This window comes from Mesorhizobium sp. WSM4847 (assembly GCF_055811335.1).
In genome coordinates this window covers 224,910-246,893 of sequence record NZ_JBVVPY010000002.1, presented here as the reverse complement: position 1 = coordinate 246,893, position 21,984 = coordinate 224,910, and the positions used below count along the sequence as shown (strand labels likewise).

Below are 21,984 nucleotides of genomic sequence, written 5' to 3'. Positions count from 1 at the left end.
CAATTCATGACGAGACAACCCAAAATCACGTTCATCGGGGCCGGTTCCACCGTCTTCATGAAGAATGTCATCGGCGATGTGCTGCAGCGGCCGTCTCTTTCGGGCGCTACCATCGCGCTGATGGACGTCAATCCGCAGCGCCTGGAAGAAAGCGAGATCGTCGCCGGAAAGCTGGTCAAGACGCTTGGCTCTGCGGCGACGATCGAGACGCATTCCAGCCAGCGCAAGGCCCTGGAAGGCGCGGACTTCGTCGTCGTTGCCTTCCAGATCGGCGGCTACGAGCCCTGCACGGTCACTGATTTCGAGGTGCCGAAGAAATACGGCCTGCGCCAGACGATCGCCGATACGCTCGGCGTTGGCGGCATCATGCGGGGTTTGCGCACCGTTCCGCACCTCTGGAAAATCTGCGAAGACATGATGGCAATCTGCCCCGACGCCATCCTCCTGCAATACGTCAACCCGATGGCGATCAACACCTGGGCGATTGCGGAAAAGTATCCGCTCATCAAGCAGGTCGGTCTCTGCCATTCGGTGCAGGGAACGGCTTTCGAGCTCGCCCGAGATCTCGAAATCCCGCTCGAGGAAATCCGTTACCGTGCCGCCGGCATCAACCACATGGCCTTCTACCTGAAATTCGAGCATCGGCAGGCCGATGGCAGCTACCGCGACCTTTATCCGGATCTCGTGCGCGGCTACCGCGACGGGCGATTTCCGAAACCCAGCCACTGGAATCCGCGCTGCCCGAACAAGGTGCGTTACGAGGTGCTGACCCGCCTCGGCTATTTCGTCACCGAAAGCTCGGAGCATTTCGCCGAATACACGCCCTATTTCATCAAGGACGGCAGGCCCGATCTGATCGAGAAATTCGGCATTCCGCTCGATGAATATCCCAAGCGCTGCATCGAGCAGATCGAGCGGTGGAAAGGGCAGGCGGCCGCCTACCGGAGCGCCGAGAACATCGAGATCGAGGAGAGCCATGAATATGCTTCCTCGATCATGAACTCGGTCTGGACCGGCGAGCCCTCGGTTATTTACGGCAATGTCCGCAACAATGGCTGCATCACCTCGCTGCCGGAAAATTGCGCGGCCGAAGTGCCGTGCCTGGTCGATGCGTCCGGCATCCAGCCGACCTTCATCGGCACCTTGCCGCCGCAACTGACGGCGCTCATCCGCACCAATGTCAATGTGCAGGAACTGACTGTCGCGGCCTTGATGACGGAAAACCGCGAGCATCTTTATCACGCGGCGATGATGGATCCGCATACCGCCGCCGAGCTCGATCTCGACCAGATCTGGTCGCTGGTCGACGACCTGCTCGCCGCGCACCGCGACTGGATTCCGGAGTGGGCGCGGATCTCGAAAAACGTGCAGGCAGCGTAAGGACGGAACGGTCCTGGTTTGGAACCGCGATATGGCGTCTCCAACGCCGACGTTCAGCCGTACCGGAAGTCATGACCCTGACCGGCCTTTCGGCCGCCGCCTCGGAAGCGGCATTCAGCCGGATGCCAGAGCGTATGAGCCCGCTCCCGTCCTTTTCGATTCGCATCTCAAAAGGCAGACGTCCGGAAAGTGTAGCCGAATGGTCTTTGGCGCCTGGATAAACCCGCCTGTCAGCCAACGAAGAGTACCATCGCAGGATGTAGTTTTTTGAGATTTGGCAGCGATTTCGACTGCCAAGGTATTTCCGAGCTTCCCCGGACAATGAGTTGGATCTCTGGATGCTTTCTGACCTCTATGGTAAATTTGGCCAATAAATTGATGCCCGACGAGTTAAGGAACTCCAAGTCTGATACATGTATCGTTATAGTAGTAGGATTGGAGGTAAGGACATTCATCATTAGCTGCAAAATGGGCGCATAGGCCTCAGAACTGGACAACCTCATTACGCCGTCAAAATAAACATCGCTTCCTTCGTTCCACACGCGATAATTTGTCGTTGTTATGTCCACGATTTTGTCTTCATTTCGTTTTAGTTATAAGTTTCTGATGATACCACAATTGAAGCATATGTTTCCAGGCGAACCTGGTCCCTTTCGTCGGCGGGGCTGAAGACCCAAGCCAGGCTCGCGCCATAGTCGTTCATCAACGTCAGCAATCCAAGACCGGAATTTGTTGTCTGAGGGTCCGCGGCATTCTCTTCGATTCGCTGGATCAGGAGCTCACCCGGATCGCCGGCTGTGATCTCCGACAGAAGATTTTGAAATTTAGCGGTTGTTTCGACGTCAACAACATTCGAAACCTTGATTTTAAAGCTTTCCGATTCTATGGCCGCCTCGATCGTGATCTCGCCTGGCGCACGAAACTTGACCGCATTTTCAATCAGTTCGTTGACTAGATAGCCAATGCTGTGTCGCACTTCCCTGTAGTCGTTGCGAGAAGACTGGAAGCGCAGGGCAAAAACGTCCGCGATGAAGTCCGAAGTAGTAGCGCAATGATGCCAACTCAGGTCGAGAGGTCCATCGAACAATCGCACGCGGCTGACGCTCTCTCTCATTCCAATTGCAAAGTCGGCTGTTCCGAACAGTGTTGTCATTCCTACTTGTGCCTCATGATCACGAGCGTGATGTCGTCGTGGATTTTCTGTGTTCCGATATGCGCCATCAGGTCCTCAATAATTCCAGTTTTGATCTCCTCGGCGCTCCTGCGATGATAGTGGCGCGCACTGTTAGAGAGGCGTATCAAACCGAACAATTTTCCCTCCTGATCTTCCGCCTCGGTCACACCATCCGTGTGGAGCACGATCACATCGCCGCTGTTGAACGGAATGTCGCGCGTTGCGATAAACGGCAAGATGTTGCGTTCGAGGCCGATCGGCAGACCAAGATTGGCGGTATCGATACGCTCGATCTCTCCATTTGCACGAACGACGAGAACCTCCTCATGCTGCCCTGACAGGGTCACCCTCCCATTCTCAAAGTCAAGAAAGGCCAGCGAGAGATGCTTGTCGGTGTTGGTCCGTTCGATATTTTTATAGATGGCTCTGTTCAGTCGATCGAGAAACTGACGTGGATTGTCCTCGCCAGTCTCCTGCAGTGCGCGTGCAACGGATTGAACCATCAGCATCAGCACACCGCTTTCGAGCCCGTGGCCTGTCACATCGCCGATCCCGATCTTGACCCGCGATCCCTCTTGCAAGACGTCGTAGTAGTCGCCGCCGACCTCGTCGGCCGGCCGCATATAAGCGGCGATTTCGACCCCGTGGATGGCTTCGAGTTCGCTGGCTCTCGGCAGAACCATCATCTGGATATGTTTGGCAACTGCAAGCTCTGCACCAAGGCGGAGGTTCTCATCTCGCAATTTGCTGTTGAGGGCGGAAATCTCCTGATTTGCGTCTTCAAGCTCCTTCGTTCTTTCATCGACGATTTGCTCGAGATTTTCCGTATGGAAGCTGATCTCCTCCGCCATCCGGTTGAACGCGACCCCCACCTCTCCCACTTCGTCATGCGTCGGAATGCTTACTCGAACTGAATAGTCTTGTGCCTGGAGCCGCTTTGCGGCTGCTGCAAGCGCGCTGAGGCCTGCGGTGATCCGCTTTGAGATTCCGAAGACAGCCGCAAAGACAATCAGGAGCGAAATGATAATTGCGATGATCTGGGAGACCAGGATCCGGTTGGTCGCGCTGGAAATGCTCTGTTGCGCTGCAAGCAGGGAAGCATAGATTTCCCGCTCCGGGACGACGAAGCCGAGCATCTGGTTTTCGGCTGTGATGGACCCCGTGCTGTTCCAGAGATTGACTGCCTCCAGTCGGCGAAGCGCGACGATGTGAGGTTCGGCTTCGCCATCCTCCCAAATCGAAATATGCTTGATGACCGTCTTGTCGTCGGCAGGAAGTTCGAGCGCCGCAACGGCCGAATGCGTACTCTTTTTGAGCGAGCGATCGAGTCCGGTAACGCCTTGACCCGCCGCACCGCTTGCAATCTTGAGCCCGAGCGTTTTCTCGCCTTCGGGCTTGATCGCGAGCACATTGCCATTCGACATGGTGAGAAAACCGAAGCCCGTCTCAGCGACCTTCACGCTTTCGACGATTTCAGCGAGTTGATCGAGCGTTACGTCGGAAGCGACCATGCCGGCGACATCCTTGCGGTCCTTCGTCCAGAGCGGATGGAAGAAACTCACTATGAGCTTACCGGTAATCGCATCGATATATGGGGCAGTCGCCGTGATGTCATCGCCTTTTACGGGGCGCGAATTCGAGTCCCTGATCCACCCCTGCCAGCGCTCATAGACGCCAGGAAAGAAGAAATCCCAGAAATTTGCGTTGTTGTGGCCCGGATAGAGCTTGTCGAAGGTTTGCGCCTGATCGGAGTAAGGAGTCGTGCGCATGATAGGTGCTGCCTTCGGTCCAACGTAATAGACCTGCAACTTCCTGGCGCCTGTTGCCATTTGGCTTGGGCCAAAAATGTCGAACGCCGCACTCTCCTGAATTTTGTGGAGAATTTCGGGCTTCGGTCGGCCATCGGGGGAGAGAAGATATCCCCAGATACTCAAGACCGAAGGCGACCCTTGTGGGCTCTGCATCCAGTTTCCCTTGGGGTCATGTATAAGCGGCGCATTGAAATAGGAGTCCGTCGCCAGCGCGTTGCCGATTGCCTCCTTCGCCTCTGGATGATCGATCAGTCTCTGCATGGAGCCTGCAAGTGCGGTAACCTCGGAGTGCATTTGGTCGAACAGGAGATCGGCGCGCAGAGCAGTCGTCTCGATATAATTCTGGAGGTATTCCTGGCTCGCCTTGGTGAGGCCGCTCTCGATCTGGTACGTCGCGTCGCGGGAAAGCCGGTTGACGTTCCACAGGGCGACGCTCCCACCGACCAGGAGGTCGAACAGCACCGCCCCGCCTACAACGATTATGAATTTCGCGCGGAAGCTGTTAGGCCGGAAAACGGACCAGGGTTTGGGGGAAATGGCATGCGACTCGCTCACAGTGGCTTACGTCCCGATGCAACCCAGATTGGCCAGCCGGCATATCCCTTGGGGTGGAGCGCAGCGAAAATGTGATCCTGGAAACCCTGTCGGAACCGTCTGATGAACGCCGGCGGGTCACCTCGCTTTGTCGCCATCTCGCCTGCATAGACGTTCTCCCATGCCGCGACGACATCTGCGAAGTCCTGCGGATCGCCGTCGTGGTTGGTGACCACGAAAGACTCGACTCGAATGTCTTCGAACCCCGCTTCGACCAGGTATCGACGGCTTTTGGGGCCAAGCTCGATATCCATCTGGAAGTGCGCCCAAAGCTTGGCGACTTCATTATAGGTCCACTGGATGCTATCGGCGCGCGGTTCGCCCAGACAGTGCGAGTTCTTTTCATTCGTGATGTAGACGCGTCCCCCCGGCTTGCAGATGCGAAAGAGTTCCTTGAGAATCAGTTCGGGCTTGTTGAACACCTGCAGGGAGTGTCGGCATGTGACCAAGTCAAACTGATCTCGGTCGAGCAGCATTTCTGACGCGTCGCCATAGGTGTATTCAATTCCTCCGATATCGAACGCCGCAGCCACGCTTCGCGCATAAGCAAGGCTTGATCTGGAATGGTCGAGAGCGACAATCCGTGATGGCTGAAATTCTTTCTGCACGAGTACGGCGAAATCACCAATTCCGCAACAGATGTCGGCCATGATGATACCGGGTTGCATGCCGTGTCGCGGCAAGATTGTGCGCTCGTGGCGCCAAGTCATCTTCGTCTGTGTGCGGAGGATCGGAATGAACCCGCCTTCTTCGAGGAAGCTCTGCCCCGGATAGAAATCACTGTCATACTCTTGAACAGTGATGTTCGCTTCGATTCCGTTCAGGCGCCCGAATTTTCTGGTCGTCCACCCGACAACGCTTGACGTTACGAGTACGAACCTGAGATCTGGTCGAACGCGACAGGCGTCAATAATGACCCGCGAGAAAGCATGAAATGCGGTGTTGTTCATTTGCGTCAATCGTTTGACGTTTACGTAAAGAGTGCCGCGTACACGAGCGATTGATTCCTTCAACAGGGCAATGCTGGGCGCAAGCTCATCGATCGATTGGGGCCGCAGTATTCCCGATATCGAGAACTCCTGATCGTTTGCATCGTATTGCGCTCTGAAACGCGGGAAAAGGTTGTACGCGCTCAACTTGGCATGCCCTCAAGCGGAAGATCGACGACAAGAGTGATGATTTCAGCGCCGACTTGCTCGACTCGAAGGGTCGCGTTGTAGTCGATGGCGAGTTCCAGGAGAACGACTTCACGACTGGGCGCGAGGTCTCCGGATACTGAGTTGAGATAGCGCTCCATTGCCTCGGATCCCGTAATTTGAAACACCGCTTCTTCAAAGAATTGTCGTTCTTCGGGCATGCAAGGGAATGTCAGTTCGATCCTGTCCGTCTCACCCCGGCGGGACACTCTACAGGCTATTTCACCGCCGTAATGCCGCGTACGAAAGGCGACCTCCAATAATTCGTTCAACGCAGAGGAAAAGAGGTTTGAATGCCGTACGGAGTCAGTTCTGTTATGGCTGATCATCCGCGCCGAGTAGGTCGAGAGTTGATCGCAGAGCATCCAATCAGACATAAAAGTTTTGACGTCCAAATCGATCTGGATCATTGTCTCAAAGACTGCTTCGCCATCTTCGGCATGAGAAGCAATATTCATTGGCGTTCCTCACTCGTTTCTGGCTGCATTTTAGTCAAGCGATGCGACCCCTCAGTTTCGTCCACGCCGCTATGCATGGGGCCGGACGCTGGATCGCCAGATTTCGTCCCCACTTTCGCGTATTAGTTCCTTGGGAGATCGCCTGATGAAATCGCGCGTCGCCTCGGCTCCGAGTGGCCGTCCAAGGAAATCGCCCTGGAGGTAATCACAGTCTTCCCTGATCAGCCACTGTGCTTGTCCCGGCGTTTCAACTCCCTCCGCGGTGACGCTTATCCCCAAGCCGTGCGCCATGCCTATGATCGATCGCACGATCGTCTGACTTTTTCGATCGGTTTCTAAGTCTTTTATGAAGTATCGGTCTATCTTCAATGTGTCGAACGGGAAGTTCTTAAGGTAACTCAACGAGGAGTAGTAGGTGCCGAAATCGTCTAGCGCGATCCTTATCCCGAGGACATTCAGGGTATTCAGTGTGTCAATGTTGTCGACGGTTTGCTCGAGAAGAACGGTTTCGGTAATCTCGAGCTCAAGCCGGTCGGCGCGGATTCCGACTGCGTCGACGATCTGAGCAACCGTGTCCGTGAGCGAACCGCTCAGGAACTGCGCCGGCGACAGGTTCACGGCGACCGTCAGTGAAGACGGCCATCTCGTTGCTTGGCGGCAGGCTTCTTCGATCACCCATCGTCCAATCTCGTCCATGAGACCGTCGGCTTCGGCGATCGGTATGAACACGCTCGGAGGAATGGTCCCGACTTCGGGATGCCGCCATCGCAGCAGCGCTTCGAAGCCCACGACCGACGCGGGAGCCCGAATGAGGGGTTGATATTCAAGATAAAGCTCGTTCCGGTCCAGCGCCATTCGAAGACTGCGCCTCAGGTTTTCACGCTGTTCGAGCAGGAGCTGCATCGAGCGATTGAAAATTCGCGCACAGCCGCGTCCGTCTCTTTTGGCGGCATAAAGGGCGATATCCGCGGCCTTCATCAACTGCTCGCCCTCGGTCGCGTGTCCCGGTCCGAATGCAATTCCGATGCTCGCGCCGACGAAGACGGGGATGTCGTTGATCATGAACGGCGCCTTGAATGCTTCAATTAACGCCCCCGCGAGGCGTTCCGCTTCGGCGGGCTGTCCCGTACGCGATTGAATGACGGCGAACTCGTCTCCAGCTAACCGGTATGCGAGTTCGCCGTCCTGCAGCGTGTCCCGGATCCGGCCTGCTGCCAGTTGAAGCAACGTATCGCCCGTGCCATGGCCGAGTGTGTCATTGACCGCTTTGAAACCGTCAAGGTCGATTTGCAGCAGGGCAGTGGCATTTGGCTCATCGACCACCGACAGAGCTTGTTGCAGGTTTTCGCTGAACCCCCGCCGGTTCTGCAATCCGGTTAATGCGTCATGCGTCGCCTGATGAAGGAGCATCATACGCTCTTGCTCTTCCGGTGAGCCCCGCCCGCCCCGCTCCCTTTCTCTGGATTCAATGATTCCAATTCCATTCGCAGCGCCGAAAACGACAGCGGAACGGGGCGCCTCCCCCAGCGATCGCTGGAGATTGACATTTATTGGAGTGCCGCCGCGCAGCACGCGAACAAATTTTTCGATGAGCTCAGTGTCGACGTTCGGATAAATCTCCCACAGAGCGTCGCCCGCAACTGGCGGGCGGCTGTGGATGCTTTTGAGGTTGGTTGCGTAGTGCGTCAGGCGGAAGTCCTGATCATAGAACGACACACCATCAGTCGTGTTCGCCAAAAAGTCCAGGAGACGTGCTTCGCTGATGGAGGACGGATGACTTGGTGAAAGCTCCTCCCTGTTCGCTCCGGCACCCAGTGCTTTCGGACGTAAGAGCCACTTCCAAAGGCGGTACAAAATCCGCATCTCCTCATCCCTACGGTGAAGCTAGCAAACCATAAGGCTAGTTGCAAACCTATAGGTTGCGGCGGTGCTTGCGGGCAAGTCATAGAGACGCCATTGGCGGAACCGTTGGCGGAAACGCAAAGATTGTGCCCGCGGATGGGCCGGATCGAAGATCCAAAAGGCTCCCCAGCTTCGGAGAATGGTGGACATTCGGAGAGCAGATTGAATGGGAAGGTTGTTTCCGCTCTCCCCAGCTTTCGGCCGCACATCCCGCAAACGCTGGGCTTCCGGGAGTCATGAAGGGGCCGGAGAATTGTTGGGCAATTTTGAAGGTGGTAGCGGGAGAGGGACTTGAACCCCCGACCCCAGGATTATGATTCCCGTGCTCTAACCAACTGAGCTACCCCGCCAGGGCGGCGAAAGGCCCGAAATCTGCCTCAAATCAGAGGGCATGTCGAAGCGTTCGCCAAGGTCGGGCGGATATAAGGTTGGGACGCCAAGCCTGTCAAGCATCGATGCAGCCGGTGTCGACGCAGCCGGTCTGGCGCCACACTCTATCGCATCCTGTCGCGTCGCCAAGCTTCTCGGTCTGAGACGTACTTTGTGTGTCCAGGCGGACGCACCTCGCTCTGATGGCCGAAAAGCTTTGCCGGGCAGACAATCGGGCACAGAAATGCCGGGTTGAGTTCGGCGGGGCGCGCCGCTATGTCTCGGCCACGAAATTCTAGAGTTGGAATGATGAAACCGCGCATTGCAGTCCTCGGTTGCGGATACTGGGGCAGCAACCATATCCGCACCCTCAAGGCGCTCGGCGCGCTGCACGCGGTCTCGGACGTCAACCCTGCCCGCGCCGAAGGTTTCGCCAGTGAGCAGGATTGCCTGGCGATCGAGCCGGAGGCGCTGTTTGTGCGCAGCGACATCGACGCCATTGTGATGGCGCTGCCGCCGCAGTTCCACGCCGATATGGCGGTGCGCGCCGTCCAGGGCGGCAAGGACGTGCTGGTGGAGAAGCCGATCGCGCTGACGGTGGCCGATGCCGAGCGTTCGGTGAAGGCGGCGGTCGACAATGGCCGCGTCTTCATGGTCGGTCATGTGCTGCGCTTTCATCCCGCCTTCGAGACGTTGAAGGCGCTGATCGACAACGGCGAGCTCGGCGAGGTCCGCTATATCCATTCGCACCGGCTCGGGCTCGGCAAGTTCCACACCGAGAACGATGCGCTGTGGGACCTGGCGCCGCACGATCTGTCGATGATCCTGGCCATCACCGGCACGGAACCGATCGAGGTGCGTGGCGAAGGGGCAGCGCTCCTCGACAATCTCAGCGATTTCGCGCATCTGCACATGCGCTTTCCCAACGGTCTGCGCAGCCACCTATTCGCGTCGCGGCTCAATCCCTACCGCGAACGGCGGCTGACCGTGGTCGGCACCAAGGCGATGGCGGTGTTCGACGATGTCGAGCCGTGGGAGCGCAAGCTCGCCGTCTACCGCCACGCGGTCTGGCAAGACAGCGGCCAATGGGCCTTCACCACCAACGAGCCGTCCTATGTTGCAGTGGGCGAGGGCATGCCGCTGACGCGAGAGCTCGAGCATTTCATCCAGTGCATCGAGACGCGGGCAGAACCTCGTACCAGCGGCGAGGAAGCCATCAGGGTGCTGCGTATCCTGACCGCTGGCACGGTTGCCCACACCGGATCGTCTTCCTGAGAGAAAGTGCGGCTGTATCAGAGCCTGATCGATCCCGATAGATCGGGATTATCGTCTATTCGGCGGGAATCTGCGCCGGCCGGGCCGCCAGCCGCGTCAGCATCGCCTCGGCCTCGGCGCCGCGTTCGGAACGCTCGATGAAGCCGCCGCCGAAAACGCGGGCCTCGTTGCCGTCGTCGGAATAGAGCACGCAGGCCTGGCCGGGCGCGATACCGGACTCGCCGTCGACCAGTTCCACTGAAGTGATCCCGGCGTTGTGACGCAGCACGGCCGGGCGTGGCGGGCGTGTCGAGCGGACCTTGGCGAAAAGCTCCAGCCCGGCGGCCGGAATATCTGACAGCGCAGCGTCGCCCAGCCAGTTCATGTCGCGCAAATAGATCTTGTGCGTTTCCAGCGCCTCGCGCGGGCCCACGACGACGCGGGCCCGGTCGGCGTCGAGATGGACGACGTAGAGCGGCTCCCCCGAGGCAATGCCGATGCCGCGGCGCTGACCGATCGTGTAGCGCAAAATGCCTTCATGGCGGCCGAGCACGCGGCCGTCGATATGGACGATGTCGCCCGGATTGGCAGCAGTCGGCTTCAGCTTGGCGATGATATCGGAGTACTTGCCCTGCGGCACGAAGCAGATGTCCTGGCTGTCCTGCTTGGCAGCGACCGTCAGCCCCATTTCCTCGGCGATGGCGCGAACCTGCGGCTTCGACAGGCCGCCGAGCGGAAAGCGCAGGTAGTCGATCTGCGCCTGTGTGGTGGCGAACAGGAAATAGCTCTGGTCGCGATCTGCGTCGACCGGCCGGTACAGCGCGCGATGGGCGCCGTTGGCGCCGGAGCGGATGTAATGGCCGGTGGCCAGCGCCTCGGCGCCGAGTTCCTTGGCGGTCGCCAGGAGGTCGGCGAATTTCACCGTCTGGTTGCAGGAAACGCAAGGGATGGGCGTTTCGCCGGCCACATAGCTCTCGGCGAAGGGGTCGATAACCGCCTTGCGGAAACGCTCCTCGTAATTAAGCACATAATGCGGAATGCCGAGCGTTTCGGAGACGCGGCGGGCATCGTCGATGTCCTGGCCGGCGCAGCACGAGCCGGCCCGGTGCGTTGCCGCGCCATGGTCGTAGAGCTGCAGCGTGACGCCGACGACATCATAGCCTTCATGCTTCAAAAGGCCGGCAACAACCGACGAATCGACGCCGCCCGACATGGCGACAACGATGCGGGTATCTTCGGGGCGTCCGGGAAGGTCGAGGCTGTTCATGGTTCTTTCGTTCTGCACGGCGCCTGGATGACGGCGCCTGAATGCCAATGGCCGGAATATAGGTCAAGCTTTCCGGGTGCGCCAGCTTCGCGAACCGGCCGATTTTTTTGAACGGATTCGGGCGCTTGCTGGGCAGATGCCTCAAATGCCGACGAAAAGACTAACGCGGCGTTCATGATCCTTACCTAGCTATTAGGGATCGCTTAGGCAAATTTTAAAGCTGTGGCGGTAATGTGGTGGGGATTGGGTCTTTGAGTTTTTAGTAGAGAGTACGATGACCGATCTTGTTAGACCGCGCGTCAAATATGTTATCGGGCCTGACGGCAGCCCCCTTACGATTGCCGATCTGCCGCCGACGAACACACGTCGCTGGGTTATCCGGCGCAAGGCCGAAGTGGTGGCGGCGGTGCGCGGCGGGCTGCTGAGCCTCGAAGAGGCATGCCAGCGCTACAAGCTGACCACCGAGGAATTCCTGTCCTGGCAGGCGTCGATCGATGAATATGGCCTTGCCGGCCTGCGCACGACGCGCATCCAGCAATATCGGCATTAGGGCTGGTTCAAGGATGTCAAAAGGCGCGGCAATCCGCGCCCTTTTTGCTTTGCCGACAGGTTTTCTCTGCTTCAGACGGTCAGCACCACCTGCCGATCGGGCTGACAAAAGGCATGAGCAGCGCCTGCTTCTTGGAGCAAGCATTTTCGCGTCGACCTTGCCGAGTTCCACAAGCCTGCGCGGTCGGCCTCGAGCCGAACTCGGCCGGAACCTGGTGGGCTGCTCAATCAGATAAGGTCCTGGCCGGAATCGCCTGCGCCCGACATCAGGATGCCAGGTGCGGGCGGTCGCGGAGCATCAAGGGGATTTGGCAGCGTAGGCCTGAAACTGGCAGTTGCTCGACCTACGAGCGGCGACATTCCAGATGGGCAACGCCCTGATCGCTGGGTGCTGACCGGCCTGAAAGCCTTGTTTTCAGCCGATCATGGCGCTGCGGCCGCCGGTCTCGGCGTCTCGGATCTTGGTGTCGCGTGATTCGAGCATTTCTGCTTTGGAAAGCTCCGCTTCGGCTTCGCCAAGCAGTGATTCGGCAACGCTACGCTGCTGGGCGAGGTCGCTTTGCGAATTTCTGAGATTGTCGCGGCGCAAGCGTGCTGCCTTGGCGAAGGTCGGATAGGCAAAATGGTTGATGTCGGTGATGCCGGCTTTCTTTTCTTCGGCAGTGATCTGGAGTTCCAGTTCGACAGCCATGCGCTCGAATTCGGCGATCATCATGTCGAGTTGCAGCATCTGCCGCCGCTTCTCGTTCACCTGAAACTGCTTCAGCCGAACGAGGTTTTCACGTGACTTCATGATTCGGTACTCCTGGAAACGCACACCTGCACATATCGTCTAATCCGCCTGGCAAACTCAGGCTTCGACCCGCTCCCACCGACTTTACCAGAACTATGGGAAACAAATTCCTAAAGTTTTTTGCCGGCGGTAACCATTCGTTTACGGGCATTGTTAATCATACGGCTCAGGACTTAAGGCCGGGTAAAAATTCCGGCCCCGATGCGGAAGCACGGCTAGCGAGTCCCTGGAGTCACTTAGTCTGGCTTATTAATGTTTTGCATTAGCGGTTTGGTTCTTAGATTCGCTATTAAATTCAACAGGGTGTAGAAAAGGGTTAAAAAATCTGGTACCGTCAACGGCACGGAATTAGGTTTTGTTAACCATTCGATGGCAGCCTCTGCTCAGGCAATCACTGCTCCGGTCCTGGACGGGTCGTGAAATGGTCCGGCAGCAGAAAAGGGGAATGAAATGCGTGTTCTGCTGATAGAAGATGACAGTGCGACCGCACAGAGCATCGAGCTGATGCTGAAATCGGAAAGTTTCAATGTCTATACGACCGATCTTGGCGAAGAAGGGGTCGATCTAGGTAAGCTCTACGACTACGACATCATCCTTCTCGACCTTAATCTCCCCGACATGTCGGGATACGAGGTGTTGAGAACACTTCGCCTTTCCAAAGTGAAGACGCCGATCCTTATCCTCTCCGGCATGGCCGGCATCGAGGACAAGGTACGTGGCCTCGGCTTCGGCGCAGACGACTATATGACCAAGCCGTTCCACAAGGACGAACTGGTCGCCCGCATCCACGCCATCGTGCGGCGTTCCAAGGGCCATGCCCAGTCGGTCATCACCACCGGCGACCTGGTGGTCAACCTTGATGCCAAGACCGTCGAGGTCGGTGGCCAGCGCGTGCATCTGACCGGCAAGGAATACCAGATGCTGGAGCTGCTCTCGCTGCGCAAGGGCACTACGCTCACGAAGGAAATGTTCCTCAACCACCTTTACGGCGGCATGGACGAACCGGAACTGAAGATCATCGACGTCTTCATCTGCAAGCTGCGCAAGAAGCTCGACGCTGCTTCCGGCGGCCAGAACTACATCGAGACGGTTTGGGGTCGCGGCTACGTGCTGCGCGAGCCGGAAGACATCCGCGTCAGCGCCTGAGCTGACGACGCCGATCCGATCGATTTTTCCGAAAAATCCGGCTTCGGCCGGATTTTGCGTTTTTATGTCGCAGATATTGGAGAGCCGATTTCCGCGGCCATGCGCCAGCGGCGGCGAATCAGCCGGCAAATCTCAAGGTGCGGAAGCGCTCGAGAAGTTGCGGCCGAGTGAACGGCTTCAGCAAATAGCCTTGCGCGCCGGCGCGCTTTGCCCGCATGATCGAAGCGACGTCGACCTCAACCAGCAAAATCAGGATCTGGGGTTGTATCGGACTTTCCATGGCGCGTACGCGGCGAATGACGTCCTCGGCCTGCATGTCCGGCAAGGCGCCGTCGACAATGATGATATCCGGCATGTCGGCAGTGCACATCTCAACCGCATCAAGCCCGCTGGCAGCTTCGATGACCAGCATGTCGGAACCACCCAGGATGCGCTTTGCAACCCTCCTGATGACGCTCGACTCATCGATGAACATGCAGCGTTTCATTTCCGGGCCCTCTTTGCCATGCGGCAATCCGGCAGCGTCGCGGTCTGGAGGCACCGTAGGATCAATCCGGTAAAGAAGCTGAAAAGCCGATAGGTAAAATTTTGCAAGAACAGCTTTTACGGAAACTTCTTAACCGATGCTTCGGCCGAACTAGCCTGGATGGCTCATTTCATTCCACCGTGATGGCGTAGTAAATATTGTCTAAAAACTCTTATCTGTTCTTTTCAATCATTTCTTAGCAACTTCAAGCAGCCGAGAGAACGATTTCTTCTGCGGTCGCGTGGATCGATATTGTCATGTTCGCCTCGCGCGCCAAAAGCAGTGTGTAGTAGGGCTGCACCGAATGCGCGTCGATCGGTTCTTCAGGCTTGTTGCCGGAATGGAGCTCCAGGAATTTGGGCGGCACGCGCAGCATCGGACCGCTCGCGGCGAGCGCAAAGCGTGGTTCCGTGTCGAGGTTTTCAAGCGTGACCGTAAGCTTGCCGCCACGCGGAATGGCAGCGTTGGCGACGAGAATGAGGTTGAGCAGCAGCTTTACCTTGTTCTTGGGCAGCAGCGCACGGGGTCCATTCCAGATCAGTTCCGGCTTCTCGTTCTTCAAGAAGGCGATCGCAACGGCCTCGGCATCGCCGGTGTCGATCATCATGCCGGCAGAACCGGCTGCGCCGAAGGCGATGCGGGCGAATTGCAGGCGGGCCGAAGCGTTTCTGGCGCTCTGGCGAATCAATCTCATGGCGTCTTCGTCGGCGCCGCCTTCGTCGAGCAGCTCAAGCCCGTTGTTTATGGCGCCGACCGGCGAAATGATGTCGTGGCAGACCCGGCTGCACAAAAGCGCGGCGAGATCGGGTGCGGAAAGGGTGAAAAGCTCGGCCATCGGCGAAAGTCCCTGCAAAATTTCACTGGAAATGGCCGGGCGATCAACGATCACGCCTGCCCACACGAATCACGCTCGCTCTCCCAAGGCCTACTGAATACACAGCGCCTGAGCGTGCAGCAACAAATCCGGAATTGTCGTTATCGAAAATGGTGTGTTCACCCAGGGTGCGAATACTGCGGGCCGACGCGAAATCAGCGCGAAACCAGCCTACTAACCGCCATCTTCATGTGAAAGATTAATGGTTGAAAAAGGATTACGGCATAGTTTGTCCTTAACAGTCATCCTTAACGGCCGCCAAAGAGCCGCACGGATGCGAGGCGTCGGCGAAAGTGCTCCCTGACGGAGATTGGAAGCATGTTTTCCCGATACTACGACCGGAGTTTTTTCCGTGTCTTCACAGACCGGAGTTTTCTCCGTGTCTTCTCGATGGCGATCGCTCTCATGGGCCTTGTCGTCTTTTCAACCTCGCCTTCGCGGGCCCAGGAGTACACCGCTCAGGAGATCGTCGATTCCGGTCATAAATTCTTCGGTGCGACGTCGGGCGGGCTCGCCACCGTCGTGGAGAAGATTTTCTCCTCCTATGGCCTGCCCAATGGCTATTTGCTTGGCGAGGAGGGCTCGGGCGCCCTGATCGGTGGCCTGACCTATGGTGAAGGCACACTCTACACCAAGAATGCCGGCGATCACAAAGTGTTCTGGCAGGGCCCGTCTCTCGGCTGGGATTTTGGCGGCGAGGGCTCGCGGGTGATGATGCTGGTCTATAATCTCGACGATGTGAACAGCCTCTACAATCGTTTCGGCGGCCTTGCCGGCTCCGCCTACCTCGTGGCTGGCGTCGGCTTCAACGTGATGAAGAACAACAATGTGCTGCTGGTGCCGATCCGTACCGGCGTCGGCGCCCGGCTTGGCGTCAATCTCGGCTACCTCAAGCTTACCCAGCGCGCCACCTGGAATCCATTCTGAGCAAGTGGTTGCCTCGTCACCGCGATTGTTTCCAGGATCGACGGTCTGAACAATGCTGCGGCAGACCCTTGCCGCGGCACTGGAATTCCGTCATGCGAACGTGGCACAGTCCCTTACGGTTGTTTGCCGTTCATAACGGATAGTCACCTTGGTTCAGTCGGTCCTGTTCTTTGTCCTCGGCTTTCTCTGCGCCGGCTTTCTGGCGCTGATGATTGCCCCGGCCATCTGGCGGCGGGCCGTGATGCTGACGCGTAAACGCATCGAGGGCTCGATGCCGCTGACGCTGGCCGAGATCCATGCGGAGAAGGATCGCATCCGCGCCGAGTTCGCCATGGCGACACGTCGGCTTGAGATGAGCGTCAAGGCGTTGCGCGAGAAATCGGCCGAACAGCTTGTCGAGATCGGCCGTGGCCGCGAAGCACTGAAGGAACTGGCGCTCGAGCGGAAGGACAAGGAACAGGCCCTTTCCGCGCTCGAGGTCAAGGGCGAAGACCTTCGGCAGCGCAAAGACCAGTTGCAGCTTTTGTCGGATCGGCTTGCTCAAACCGAGGATGCCCTGGAAAAGCGTGTGCTCGAGCTGAAAAAACTGGAGCACATGTATGACGACGCCAGCTTTTCTTCCAGCAGCCGTCAGATCGAACTTGTGGCGCGCGAATCCGAATTGCAAAAGCTGGCCGATGATATTTCAGTGCTGCGCGGTCAGCGCAAGGAGGCGGACAGGCGCCAACAGGAGATCGCGGCCGAGAGCAAGGCCGCGCGAGACGCGTTGAAAGCCGAGAAGAAAAGGACCGGCGAACTGGACAAGAAGATCGAGCGCCTGCTCGCCACGCTTGCCGATCGCGAGGACAAGCTTGAACGCCGCGAAAAGGAAATCGCGCGGCTTCGCGAAAAGCTGAAAAGCGAAAGCGTGGAAAATGCGTCGGCGGCGGTGCGTCTCGTCGGAGCGCAAGGCAGTCAGGCCGATGTGGCCGTCAAGGGCGATATGGAAAAAGCTATCGCCAGGCTCGACAGCGACCGGGAGCAGTTGGAGGCGAGATTGACGGCACTGGCCAGCGAGAACAAGCGGCTGAAAACGGATCTTGCCGCCGACGCGGCATCCAGATCCGAAGGCGCCAGCGCTGCGTTGCGCGAGCAGATGAGCGACCTGGCGGCGCAGGTCGTAGCCCTGACGGCGAAGCTCGACGGGCCGGAATCGCCGATCGCAAAGGTTCTTGCGGCACCCAACCCACCAGGAAGCGGTGAACGCAGCCTTGCCGATCGCGTGCGGGCGCTGCAGCAGGCCGAATCGGGGCATTGAGCCAAGGCAGTGATGCTGACTTCTGCGGCTCAGGTCCTGCTTGCCGAGAAATGATGCAAGGCGATGGCTGACGCGGCGGCGACATTCAGGCTTTCGAAGCCTTCTGTCATATCGATCCGCACCGTCCGCAGGCGGGCGAGCAGCATCTCGGGCAGGCCTTCGCCTTCAGTGCCGAGATAGAGTGCCAGCCGTTCGGTCCTTTTCGCATCGCGGATGTCGGTTTGTCCGCGCGGCGACAATGCGAATTGGCCGAAGCCCAGCCGATCGAGCGCCGCGGTAAAGCCGACGGTCTCAGCGAAGGAGGCAAAAGGAACTTTCAGCGCGGCGCCGACCGAAACGCGGATCGCCTTGCGGTACAGGGGATCGCAGCAGGTCGCGTCCAGAAACACGGCATCGGCGCCGAAGGCGGCGGCGTTGCGAAAGATCGAGCCCATATTGTCATGGTTGGCGATGCCGACCAGCACGACGATCAACGCGCGGGCGGGCAGGGCATCCAGCAAGGCCTCTGCAGGCTGCGCCTCGCCCTTGCGGCCGATCGCCAATATGCCGCGATGCATGTGAAAGCCGGCAATCCTGTCCATAACCTCGCTGGCCGCCACGTAGACCGGAAGGTCCGCGGGCGCCTTGCGCAGGGTTGCGTCGAGGCCTGCCAGCCGGTTTTCGAGCACCAGCACCGATTCGGCGGCAAAGCGTTTGGCCGCGAGCAACATTTCGAGCACCACCTTGCCTTCGGCAACGAAACGACCCTGCCGGCCGGCAAGATCGCGCTCGCGAATGTCGAGATAGGCGGCGACGCGCGGGTCTTGCGGGTCGTCGATACGAATGCTGCGCATGCTTGCCTCAACTGACCCGCATCGGCCCGATCGTGGTGGGTTTTGCGACAGCACGACGCGTGGATCCAAAGTGTCAGAGCGTACCTTCTGCGTCCAAGTGGACGCAAGTCGCTCAAAAGCGCGTCGCGTTCGACCGACCTCAACCGACCTCTCGCGACGCGCTTTAGGTTGTTGTTTATGCATGTCGCTATCGCAAAACCGCTGCACGGGCATGCTTTTGCGCGACATGCATTAGGAGTCGTCAGCGAGGCAAGGGGCGCTCGGACCAGTTCTTATCTTATGCATGTGCCGGCTTTGGGCGACATGCATTGGCCGGTCAAGTCCCGGAGCGACGCGAGCGGTATGCCATCTGCGATAGCTCACCCTCGCCGAAAACCCCGTCCAGCGTGGTGAGAAGTTCGCGCACGGCATCGGATTTGCAGGAATAGTAGATCATCTGCCGGTCGCGCCGGGTCTCGACGAGATCGAGCGCCCGCAGTTTGGCCAGATGCTGTGACAGGGCGGATTGGCTGAGCAGAACCTTTTCGGCGATAGCGCCGACGGACATTTCACCTTCGGCCAGGTGGATCATGATCAACAGTCGTTTCTCGTTGCCCATCAGCGTCAGAAACGAGGCCGCTGATTCGGCATTGGCGATTAGCTTTTTCGAGACCATCGATCCCCCATACCTTCCTGCTCCTCCGGCGCTATGGGGGCAATAGCGTCTGATTCCATAGGCTCACTTGCGAATTTGCGCTGGCGATTCAACGCGACCGGGAAAGCGTAGAACATCTAGCTCAAACCTCAAGACTTGCTTTCGACCCGGCGCGATTAACTGTCGGACTGTGTTTAATCCGCCACTCGGCCGGTTTTTGCCATGTCGACCAGAACATGCCTGAGCTCGCGCGCCGTCCTCAATGGCTCGGGAAAGAATACCCGGCAGATATCGTCGCCCAATGCCAGGTCCATGCCGTCGGCGTCAAAGCCGGTGACGACCCAGCCGTCGCCCGCCGCCTTGGCGAAGTGGCGCGCGTAGACGGCAATTGCGTCGCTATGGTCGGCATTCATATGGTCGAGGGCGGATTGTTCGCCAGCGGCAAGCTCTTCGACGATCGGCGCGGTCGTGACCAGATCGGCGCGTTCGAGCAGGTAGGCCTTGCCAAAGCCGCCGTTGAGACTGGCGCGCTCCAGCTCCAGGCGGAAGATCGAGAAGTCGCCAAGGCCGGCATAGAGCTTCGCCTTGGGGTTGCGGTTGAGATAGCGCCGTTCGGCGCCGGCGTGCTCGTCGGATCCCCGCTCAAGCCGTGCCGCCCGACTGACGAGCGTCAACCGTGGGTGCGCCAGCGGGTCGCCCCTGCCGGGCTCGCCGACAAGCAGCGAACAGCGCGGGTCGGCAAGGATCGCGCCGGTATGGGCGGACAACATCGATACAAGGATCAGCGGCGTGCCGTCGATATCGGTGGCGACACCAACCCTGCTGGCCAGCGGCGAACCGGTGCCGGGCTCGATCACCGCCAGCGCGCCGAAACGGGCACTGCGGATCAGCGTCTTCGCCAGCCTGATCGCTTCGGCGTCGGTCTCGCGGATCACGTCCTTCTTCCGATCGTTCAAATCCACACCGTCCTAAGCTGATCTTTGCTCTCCAGTTATCAACCTATCACACGGGATTTGACAAGGGCCCCAGATTTGAAAAGGGCCTCAGTCTCGCTTTCCGAAAGACCGAAGCGTGCCAGCACCGTCGCCGCCTGACAATCGTGATCGGCCGGCATGGCGGCAAGCGTCGGCCGGGAGCGCGAAAAGCGCGGCGCTGGGGCGGGGCGCTCAAGCGCACCCGACTTCAAGAAGGCGTTGCGAGCGCGATTGTGCGGATGATCCCTGGCTTCCCGCAGCGACAAGACCGGTGCGACGCAAGCATCGGTCGCAGCAAAGAGACGGTCCCAGTCGTCCCGTGACTTTTGCCCTACCCGATCGACAATGGCGGCCCGCATCTGCGGCCACAAATACCTGTCGTATTGGCCGCGTACAAAAATCTGGTCGAGCGGCAGCAGTCTTGCGAATTCGGCGAAGAACCGGGGCTCAAGGCAGCCGACGGCGACGTGCCGTGCGTCCGCGGTCTCATAGGTGTCGTAAAAGGGCACGCCGGAATCGAGCAGGTTCGTGCCACGCGTGTCACTCCACAGGCCCGCCGCCATCAGGGCGTGCACAGGTGTCGCCAGCATTGAAGCGCCCTCGGTCATCGCGGCGTCGATCACCTGACCCTTGCCGGAGCGCGAGCGCTCAAACAGGGCGGCCAGTGCGCCGGCGACCAGCATCATGGCGCCGCCGCCGTAGTCGGCGACAAGATTGAGCGGTGGGACCGGCCGGCCGCCTTGCTGGCCGATGGCATGCAGCACACCCGAATAGGCGAGGTAGGTGATGTCGTGGCCGGCACGTCCCGATAGCGGACCGTCCTGACCGAAACCCGTCACGCGGCCGTAGATCAGGGCCGGATTGCGCGCCAGAACCGCATCCGGCCCGAGACCAAGCCGCTCCATGACATCGGGACGAAACCCTTCGACCAGCATGTCGGCCTTTTCGGCAAGGCGCAGCACCAGTTCGGCGCCTTCCCAGCGCTTCAGGTCAATCCGCAGGATGGAGCGGCCGTGACAGTCGATGTCGTATTCGTCCGGTAGCGCCAGAAACGGCTGGCTCGACCCAGCCCGCTCGATGCGCAGCACCTCGGCGCCCATCTCCGACAGCATCAGGCCGGCCAGCGGCACCGGTCCAAGCCCGGCCATCTCGATCACCGTCAGGCCGGCGAGCGGGCCAGTCTTCGCCTGAAGGGCGACTTCGGCACTCATGGTCGGCTACTTCGGCGCCATGCGGATGGCGCCATCGAGGCGGATGGTCTCGCCGTTGAGCATCTGGTTTTCGATGATATGCAGCACAAGGGCTGCATATTCGGAAGGCTCGCCGAGACGGGACGGGAAGGGCACCGCGGCGCCGAGCGTATCCTGCACCTCTTGCGGCATGCCGGCCATCATCGGCGTCTTGAAGATGCCGGGCGCGATGGTGCAGACGCGAATGCCCGACCGGGCAAGATCGCGCGCCACCGGCAGCGTCATGCCGACGACGCCGCCTTTGGAGGCTGAATAGGCCGCCTGGCCGATCTGACCGTCATAGGCGGCGACCGATGCCGTGTTGACGATGACGCCGCGCTCGCCGCCCTCCAGCGGCTCAAGCTTCGCGGCCCGGTCGGCGACGAGGCGGATCATGTTGAAGGTGCCGATCAAATTGACCTCGATCACCTTGCGGTATTGGTCGAGCGGGTGCGGACCGTCCTTGCCGATCGTCTTCATGCCGATGGCGATGCCGGCGCAATTGACCAGGATACGGGGTTCGCCGAACTTTTTTACCACTTCTGCCACTGAAGCAGCACCGCCGTCGGCGCTGCTTACGTCGCATTGGATGGCGATGCCGCCGATATCGGCCGCGATCTTCGCCGCACGCTCGATGCCGAGGTCGAGGATGGCAACGCCGGCGCCCTTTGCGGCCAGTGCACGTGCCGTCGCTTCTCCGAGGCCGGAGCCGCCACCGGTGACGATCGCAATCTGGCCGTTCGGGTTCATGTCGGCGTCCTCCATCTAAAGCGCGTCGAACTGAACGGACTCAATCG

21 protein-coding genes and 1 tRNA gene are annotated in these 21,984 nt (G+C 59.1%); 6 read left to right on the top strand and 16 right to left on the bottom strand.

Annotated features, from left to right (window positions below; genetic code table 11):
* Nucleotides 1–6 precede the first annotated feature (6 nt).
* Nucleotides 7–1,380, top strand: coding sequence for an alpha-glucosidase/alpha-galactosidase (gene melA / locus AC0L28_RS03940; protein ID WP_287259345.1), 1,374 nt, complete (start codon nucleotides 7–9; stop codon nucleotides 1,378–1,380).
* Between the two features lie 230 nt (nucleotides 1,381–1,610).
* Here melA and AC0L28_RS03935 read toward each other — a convergent pair whose 3' ends face one another.
* The 7 genes from AC0L28_RS03935 to AC0L28_RS03905 all read right to left on the bottom strand — a co-directional run bounded on the left by AC0L28_RS03935 (nucleotide 1,611) and on the right by AC0L28_RS03905 (nucleotide 8,865).
* Nucleotides 1,611–1,949, bottom strand: coding sequence for a slr1659 superfamily regulator (locus AC0L28_RS03935; protein WP_023797948.1), 339 nt, complete (start codon nucleotides 1,947–1,949; stop codon nucleotides 1,611–1,613).
* Nucleotides 1,950–1,969: 20 nt separating this feature from the next.
* A complete protein-coding gene (locus tag AC0L28_RS03930) occupies nucleotides 1,970–2,533 on the bottom strand; it encodes a slr1658 superfamily regulator (protein ID WP_287240399.1) in 564 nt (187 codons plus the stop codon).
* Between the two features lie 2 nt (nucleotides 2,534–2,535).
* The gene (locus AC0L28_RS03925; protein ID WP_473475841.1) at nucleotides 2,536–4,902 is read right to left on the bottom strand and encodes a SpoIIE family protein phosphatase; all 2,367 of its coding nucleotides are present in this window, start codon (nucleotides 4,900–4,902) and stop codon (nucleotides 2,536–2,538) included.
* A 14-nt stretch (nucleotides 4,903–4,916) separates the two neighbouring features.
* Nucleotides 4,917–6,095: a methyltransferase domain-containing protein gene (locus tag AC0L28_RS03920; protein WP_473475643.1), complete on the bottom strand. Its 1,179-nt coding sequence runs from the start codon at nucleotides 6,093–6,095 to the stop codon at nucleotides 4,917–4,919.
* Nucleotides 6,092–6,613 (bottom strand): ubiquinone biosynthesis methyltransferase UbiE, encoded by a 522-nt coding sequence (locus AC0L28_RS03915; protein ID WP_473475640.1) that lies wholly within the window; start codon nucleotides 6,611–6,613, stop codon nucleotides 6,092–6,094. The genes AC0L28_RS03920 and AC0L28_RS03915 overlap by 4 nt, the downstream gene beginning before the upstream one ends.
* A gap of 69 nt (nucleotides 6,614–6,682) precedes the next feature.
* Complete coding sequence (locus tag AC0L28_RS03910) at nucleotides 6,683–8,476, bottom strand: putative bifunctional diguanylate cyclase/phosphodiesterase (RefSeq protein WP_128247152.1); 1,794 nt, start codon at nucleotides 8,474–8,476, stop codon at nucleotides 6,683–6,685.
* Nucleotides 8,477–8,788: 312 nt separating this feature from the next.
* Nucleotides 8,789–8,865, bottom strand: a tRNA-Met gene (locus AC0L28_RS03905).
* A gap of 328 nt (nucleotides 8,866–9,193) precedes the next feature.
* Between AC0L28_RS03905 and AC0L28_RS03900 the strand changes: the two genes are divergently transcribed.
* Entirely contained in the window at nucleotides 9,194–10,159 is a 966-nt protein-coding gene (locus AC0L28_RS03900; protein WP_023797942.1) for a Gfo/Idh/MocA family protein, read from the top strand.
* Nucleotides 10,160–10,214: 55 nt separating this feature from the next.
* Here the strand turns inward: AC0L28_RS03900 and mnmA are convergent, their stop codons facing one another.
* Nucleotides 10,215–11,405 carry a tRNA 2-thiouridine(34) synthase MnmA gene (gene mnmA / locus AC0L28_RS03895; RefSeq protein ID WP_077380422.1) on the bottom strand — a complete coding sequence of 397 codons (1,191 nt, stop codon included), beginning with the start codon at nucleotides 11,403–11,405 and terminating at the stop codon, nucleotides 10,215–10,217.
* Between the two features lie 274 nt (nucleotides 11,406–11,679).
* Here mnmA and sciP point away from each other — a divergent pair, with 274 nt between their 5' ends.
* Nucleotides 11,680–11,955 (top strand): CtrA inhibitor SciP, encoded by a 276-nt coding sequence (sciP, locus tag AC0L28_RS03890; protein WP_006203587.1) that lies wholly within the window; start codon nucleotides 11,680–11,682, stop codon nucleotides 11,953–11,955.
* 414 nt (nucleotides 11,956–12,369) lie between these two features.
* Here the strand turns inward: sciP and AC0L28_RS03885 are convergent, their stop codons facing one another.
* The gene (locus tag AC0L28_RS03885; RefSeq protein ID WP_023797940.1) at nucleotides 12,370–12,747 is read right to left on the bottom strand and encodes a flagellar export protein FliJ; all 378 of its coding nucleotides are present in this window, start codon (nucleotides 12,745–12,747) and stop codon (nucleotides 12,370–12,372) included.
* Nucleotides 12,748–13,197: 450 nt separating this feature from the next.
* Here AC0L28_RS03885 and ctrA point away from each other — a divergent pair, with 450 nt between their 5' ends.
* A complete protein-coding gene (gene ctrA / locus AC0L28_RS03880) occupies nucleotides 13,198–13,893 on the top strand; it encodes a response regulator transcription factor CtrA (RefSeq protein WP_006203583.1) in 696 nt (231 codons plus the stop codon).
* Nucleotides 13,894–14,011: 118 nt separating this feature from the next.
* Here the strand turns inward: ctrA and AC0L28_RS03875 are convergent, their stop codons facing one another.
* Both AC0L28_RS03875 and chpT read right to left on the bottom strand, forming a co-directional pair.
* Nucleotides 14,012–14,380 (bottom strand): response regulator, encoded by a 369-nt coding sequence (locus tag AC0L28_RS03875; RefSeq protein WP_023797938.1) that lies wholly within the window; start codon nucleotides 14,378–14,380, stop codon nucleotides 14,012–14,014.
* 244 nt (nucleotides 14,381–14,624) lie between these two features.
* Nucleotides 14,625–15,254 (bottom strand): histidine phosphotransferase ChpT, encoded by a 630-nt coding sequence (chpT, locus tag AC0L28_RS03870; RefSeq protein WP_023797937.1) that lies wholly within the window; start codon nucleotides 15,252–15,254, stop codon nucleotides 14,625–14,627.
* A gap of 357 nt (nucleotides 15,255–15,611) precedes the next feature.
* Between chpT and AC0L28_RS03865 the strand changes: the two genes are divergently transcribed.
* Nucleotides 15,612–16,220 (top strand): DUF1134 domain-containing protein, encoded by a 609-nt coding sequence (locus AC0L28_RS03865; protein ID WP_023797936.1) that lies wholly within the window; start codon nucleotides 15,612–15,614, stop codon nucleotides 16,218–16,220.
* 148 nt (nucleotides 16,221–16,368) lie between these two features.
* Nucleotides 16,369–17,517: a coiled-coil domain-containing protein gene (locus AC0L28_RS03860; protein ID WP_473475633.1), complete on the top strand. Its 1,149-nt coding sequence runs from the start codon at nucleotides 16,369–16,371 to the stop codon at nucleotides 17,515–17,517.
* A gap of 29 nt (nucleotides 17,518–17,546) precedes the next feature.
* Here the strand turns inward: AC0L28_RS03860 and AC0L28_RS03855 are convergent, their stop codons facing one another.
* The 5 genes from AC0L28_RS03855 to AC0L28_RS03835 all read right to left on the bottom strand — a co-directional run bounded on the left by AC0L28_RS03855 (nucleotide 17,547) and on the right by AC0L28_RS03835 (nucleotide 21,937).
* Entirely contained in the window at nucleotides 17,547–18,350 is an 804-nt protein-coding gene (locus tag AC0L28_RS03855) for a TrmH family RNA methyltransferase (RefSeq protein WP_023797934.1), read from the bottom strand.
* 316 nt (nucleotides 18,351–18,666) lie between these two features.
* The gene (locus AC0L28_RS03850; protein ID WP_023797933.1) at nucleotides 18,667–19,005 is read right to left on the bottom strand and encodes an ArsR/SmtB family transcription factor; all 339 of its coding nucleotides are present in this window, start codon (nucleotides 19,003–19,005) and stop codon (nucleotides 18,667–18,669) included.
* Between the two features lie 173 nt (nucleotides 19,006–19,178).
* Nucleotides 19,179–19,940: a HugZ family pyridoxamine 5'-phosphate oxidase gene (locus tag AC0L28_RS03845; RefSeq protein ID WP_031254499.1), complete on the bottom strand. Its 762-nt coding sequence runs from the start codon at nucleotides 19,938–19,940 to the stop codon at nucleotides 19,179–19,181.
* A 38-nt stretch (nucleotides 19,941–19,978) separates the two neighbouring features.
* Nucleotides 19,979–21,169, bottom strand: coding sequence for a CaiB/BaiF CoA transferase family protein (locus AC0L28_RS03840; RefSeq protein WP_473475628.1), 1,191 nt, complete (start codon nucleotides 21,167–21,169; stop codon nucleotides 19,979–19,981).
* A gap of 6 nt (nucleotides 21,170–21,175) precedes the next feature.
* Entirely contained in the window at nucleotides 21,176–21,937 is a 762-nt protein-coding gene (locus tag AC0L28_RS03835; RefSeq protein ID WP_023797931.1) for a 3-hydroxyacyl-CoA dehydrogenase, read from the bottom strand.
* Between the last annotated feature and the right edge of the window lie 47 nt (nucleotides 21,938–21,984).

Coding starts and splice junctions, on each gene's coding strand:
- chpT (WP_023797937.1), bottom strand. CDS start 15,254: ATGGCCGAGCTTTTCACCCTTTCCGCACCCGATCTCGCCGCGCTTTTG.
- AC0L28_RS03885 (WP_023797940.1), bottom strand. CDS start 12,747: ATGAAGTCACGTGAAAACCTCGTTCGGCTGAAGCAGTTTCAGGTGAAC.
- AC0L28_RS03900 (WP_023797942.1), top strand. CDS start 9,194: ATGAAACCGCGCATTGCAGTCCTCGGTTGCGGATACTGGGGCAGCAAC.
- AC0L28_RS03850 (WP_023797933.1), bottom strand. CDS start 19,005: ATGGTCTCGAAAAAGCTAATCGCCAATGCCGAATCAGCGGCCTCGTTT.
- AC0L28_RS03930 (WP_287240399.1), bottom strand. CDS start 2,533: ATGACAACACTGTTCGGAACAGCCGACTTTGCAATTGGAATGAGAGAG.
- melA (WP_287259345.1), top strand. CDS start 7: ATGACGAGACAACCCAAAATCACGTTCATCGGGGCCGGTTCCACCGTC.
- AC0L28_RS03910 (WP_128247152.1), bottom strand. CDS start 8,476: ATGCGGATTTTGTACCGCCTTTGGAAGTGGCTCTTACGTCCGAAAGCA.
- ctrA (WP_006203583.1), top strand. CDS start 13,198: ATGCGTGTTCTGCTGATAGAAGATGACAGTGCGACCGCACAGAGCATC.
- AC0L28_RS03875 (WP_023797938.1), bottom strand. CDS start 14,380: ATGAAACGCTGCATGTTCATCGATGAGTCGAGCGTCATCAGGAGGGTT.
- AC0L28_RS03835 (WP_023797931.1), bottom strand. CDS start 21,937: ATGAACCCGAACGGCCAGATTGCGATCGTCACCGGTGGCGGCTCCGGC.
- AC0L28_RS03840 (WP_473475628.1), bottom strand. CDS start 21,169: ATGAGTGCCGAAGTCGCCCTTCAGGCGAAGACTGGCCCGCTCGCCGGC.
- AC0L28_RS03855 (WP_023797934.1), bottom strand. CDS start 18,350: ATGCGCAGCATTCGTATCGACGACCCGCAAGACCCGCGCGTCGCCGCC.
- sciP (WP_006203587.1), top strand. CDS start 11,680: ATGACCGATCTTGTTAGACCGCGCGTCAAATATGTTATCGGGCCTGAC.
- mnmA (WP_077380422.1), bottom strand. CDS start 11,405: ATGAACAGCCTCGACCTTCCCGGACGCCCCGAAGATACCCGCATCGTT.
- AC0L28_RS03915 (WP_473475640.1), bottom strand. CDS start 6,613: ATGAATATTGCTTCTCATGCCGAAGATGGCGAAGCAGTCTTTGAGACA.
- AC0L28_RS03865 (WP_023797936.1), top strand. CDS start 15,612: ATGTTTTCCCGATACTACGACCGGAGTTTTTTCCGTGTCTTCACAGAC.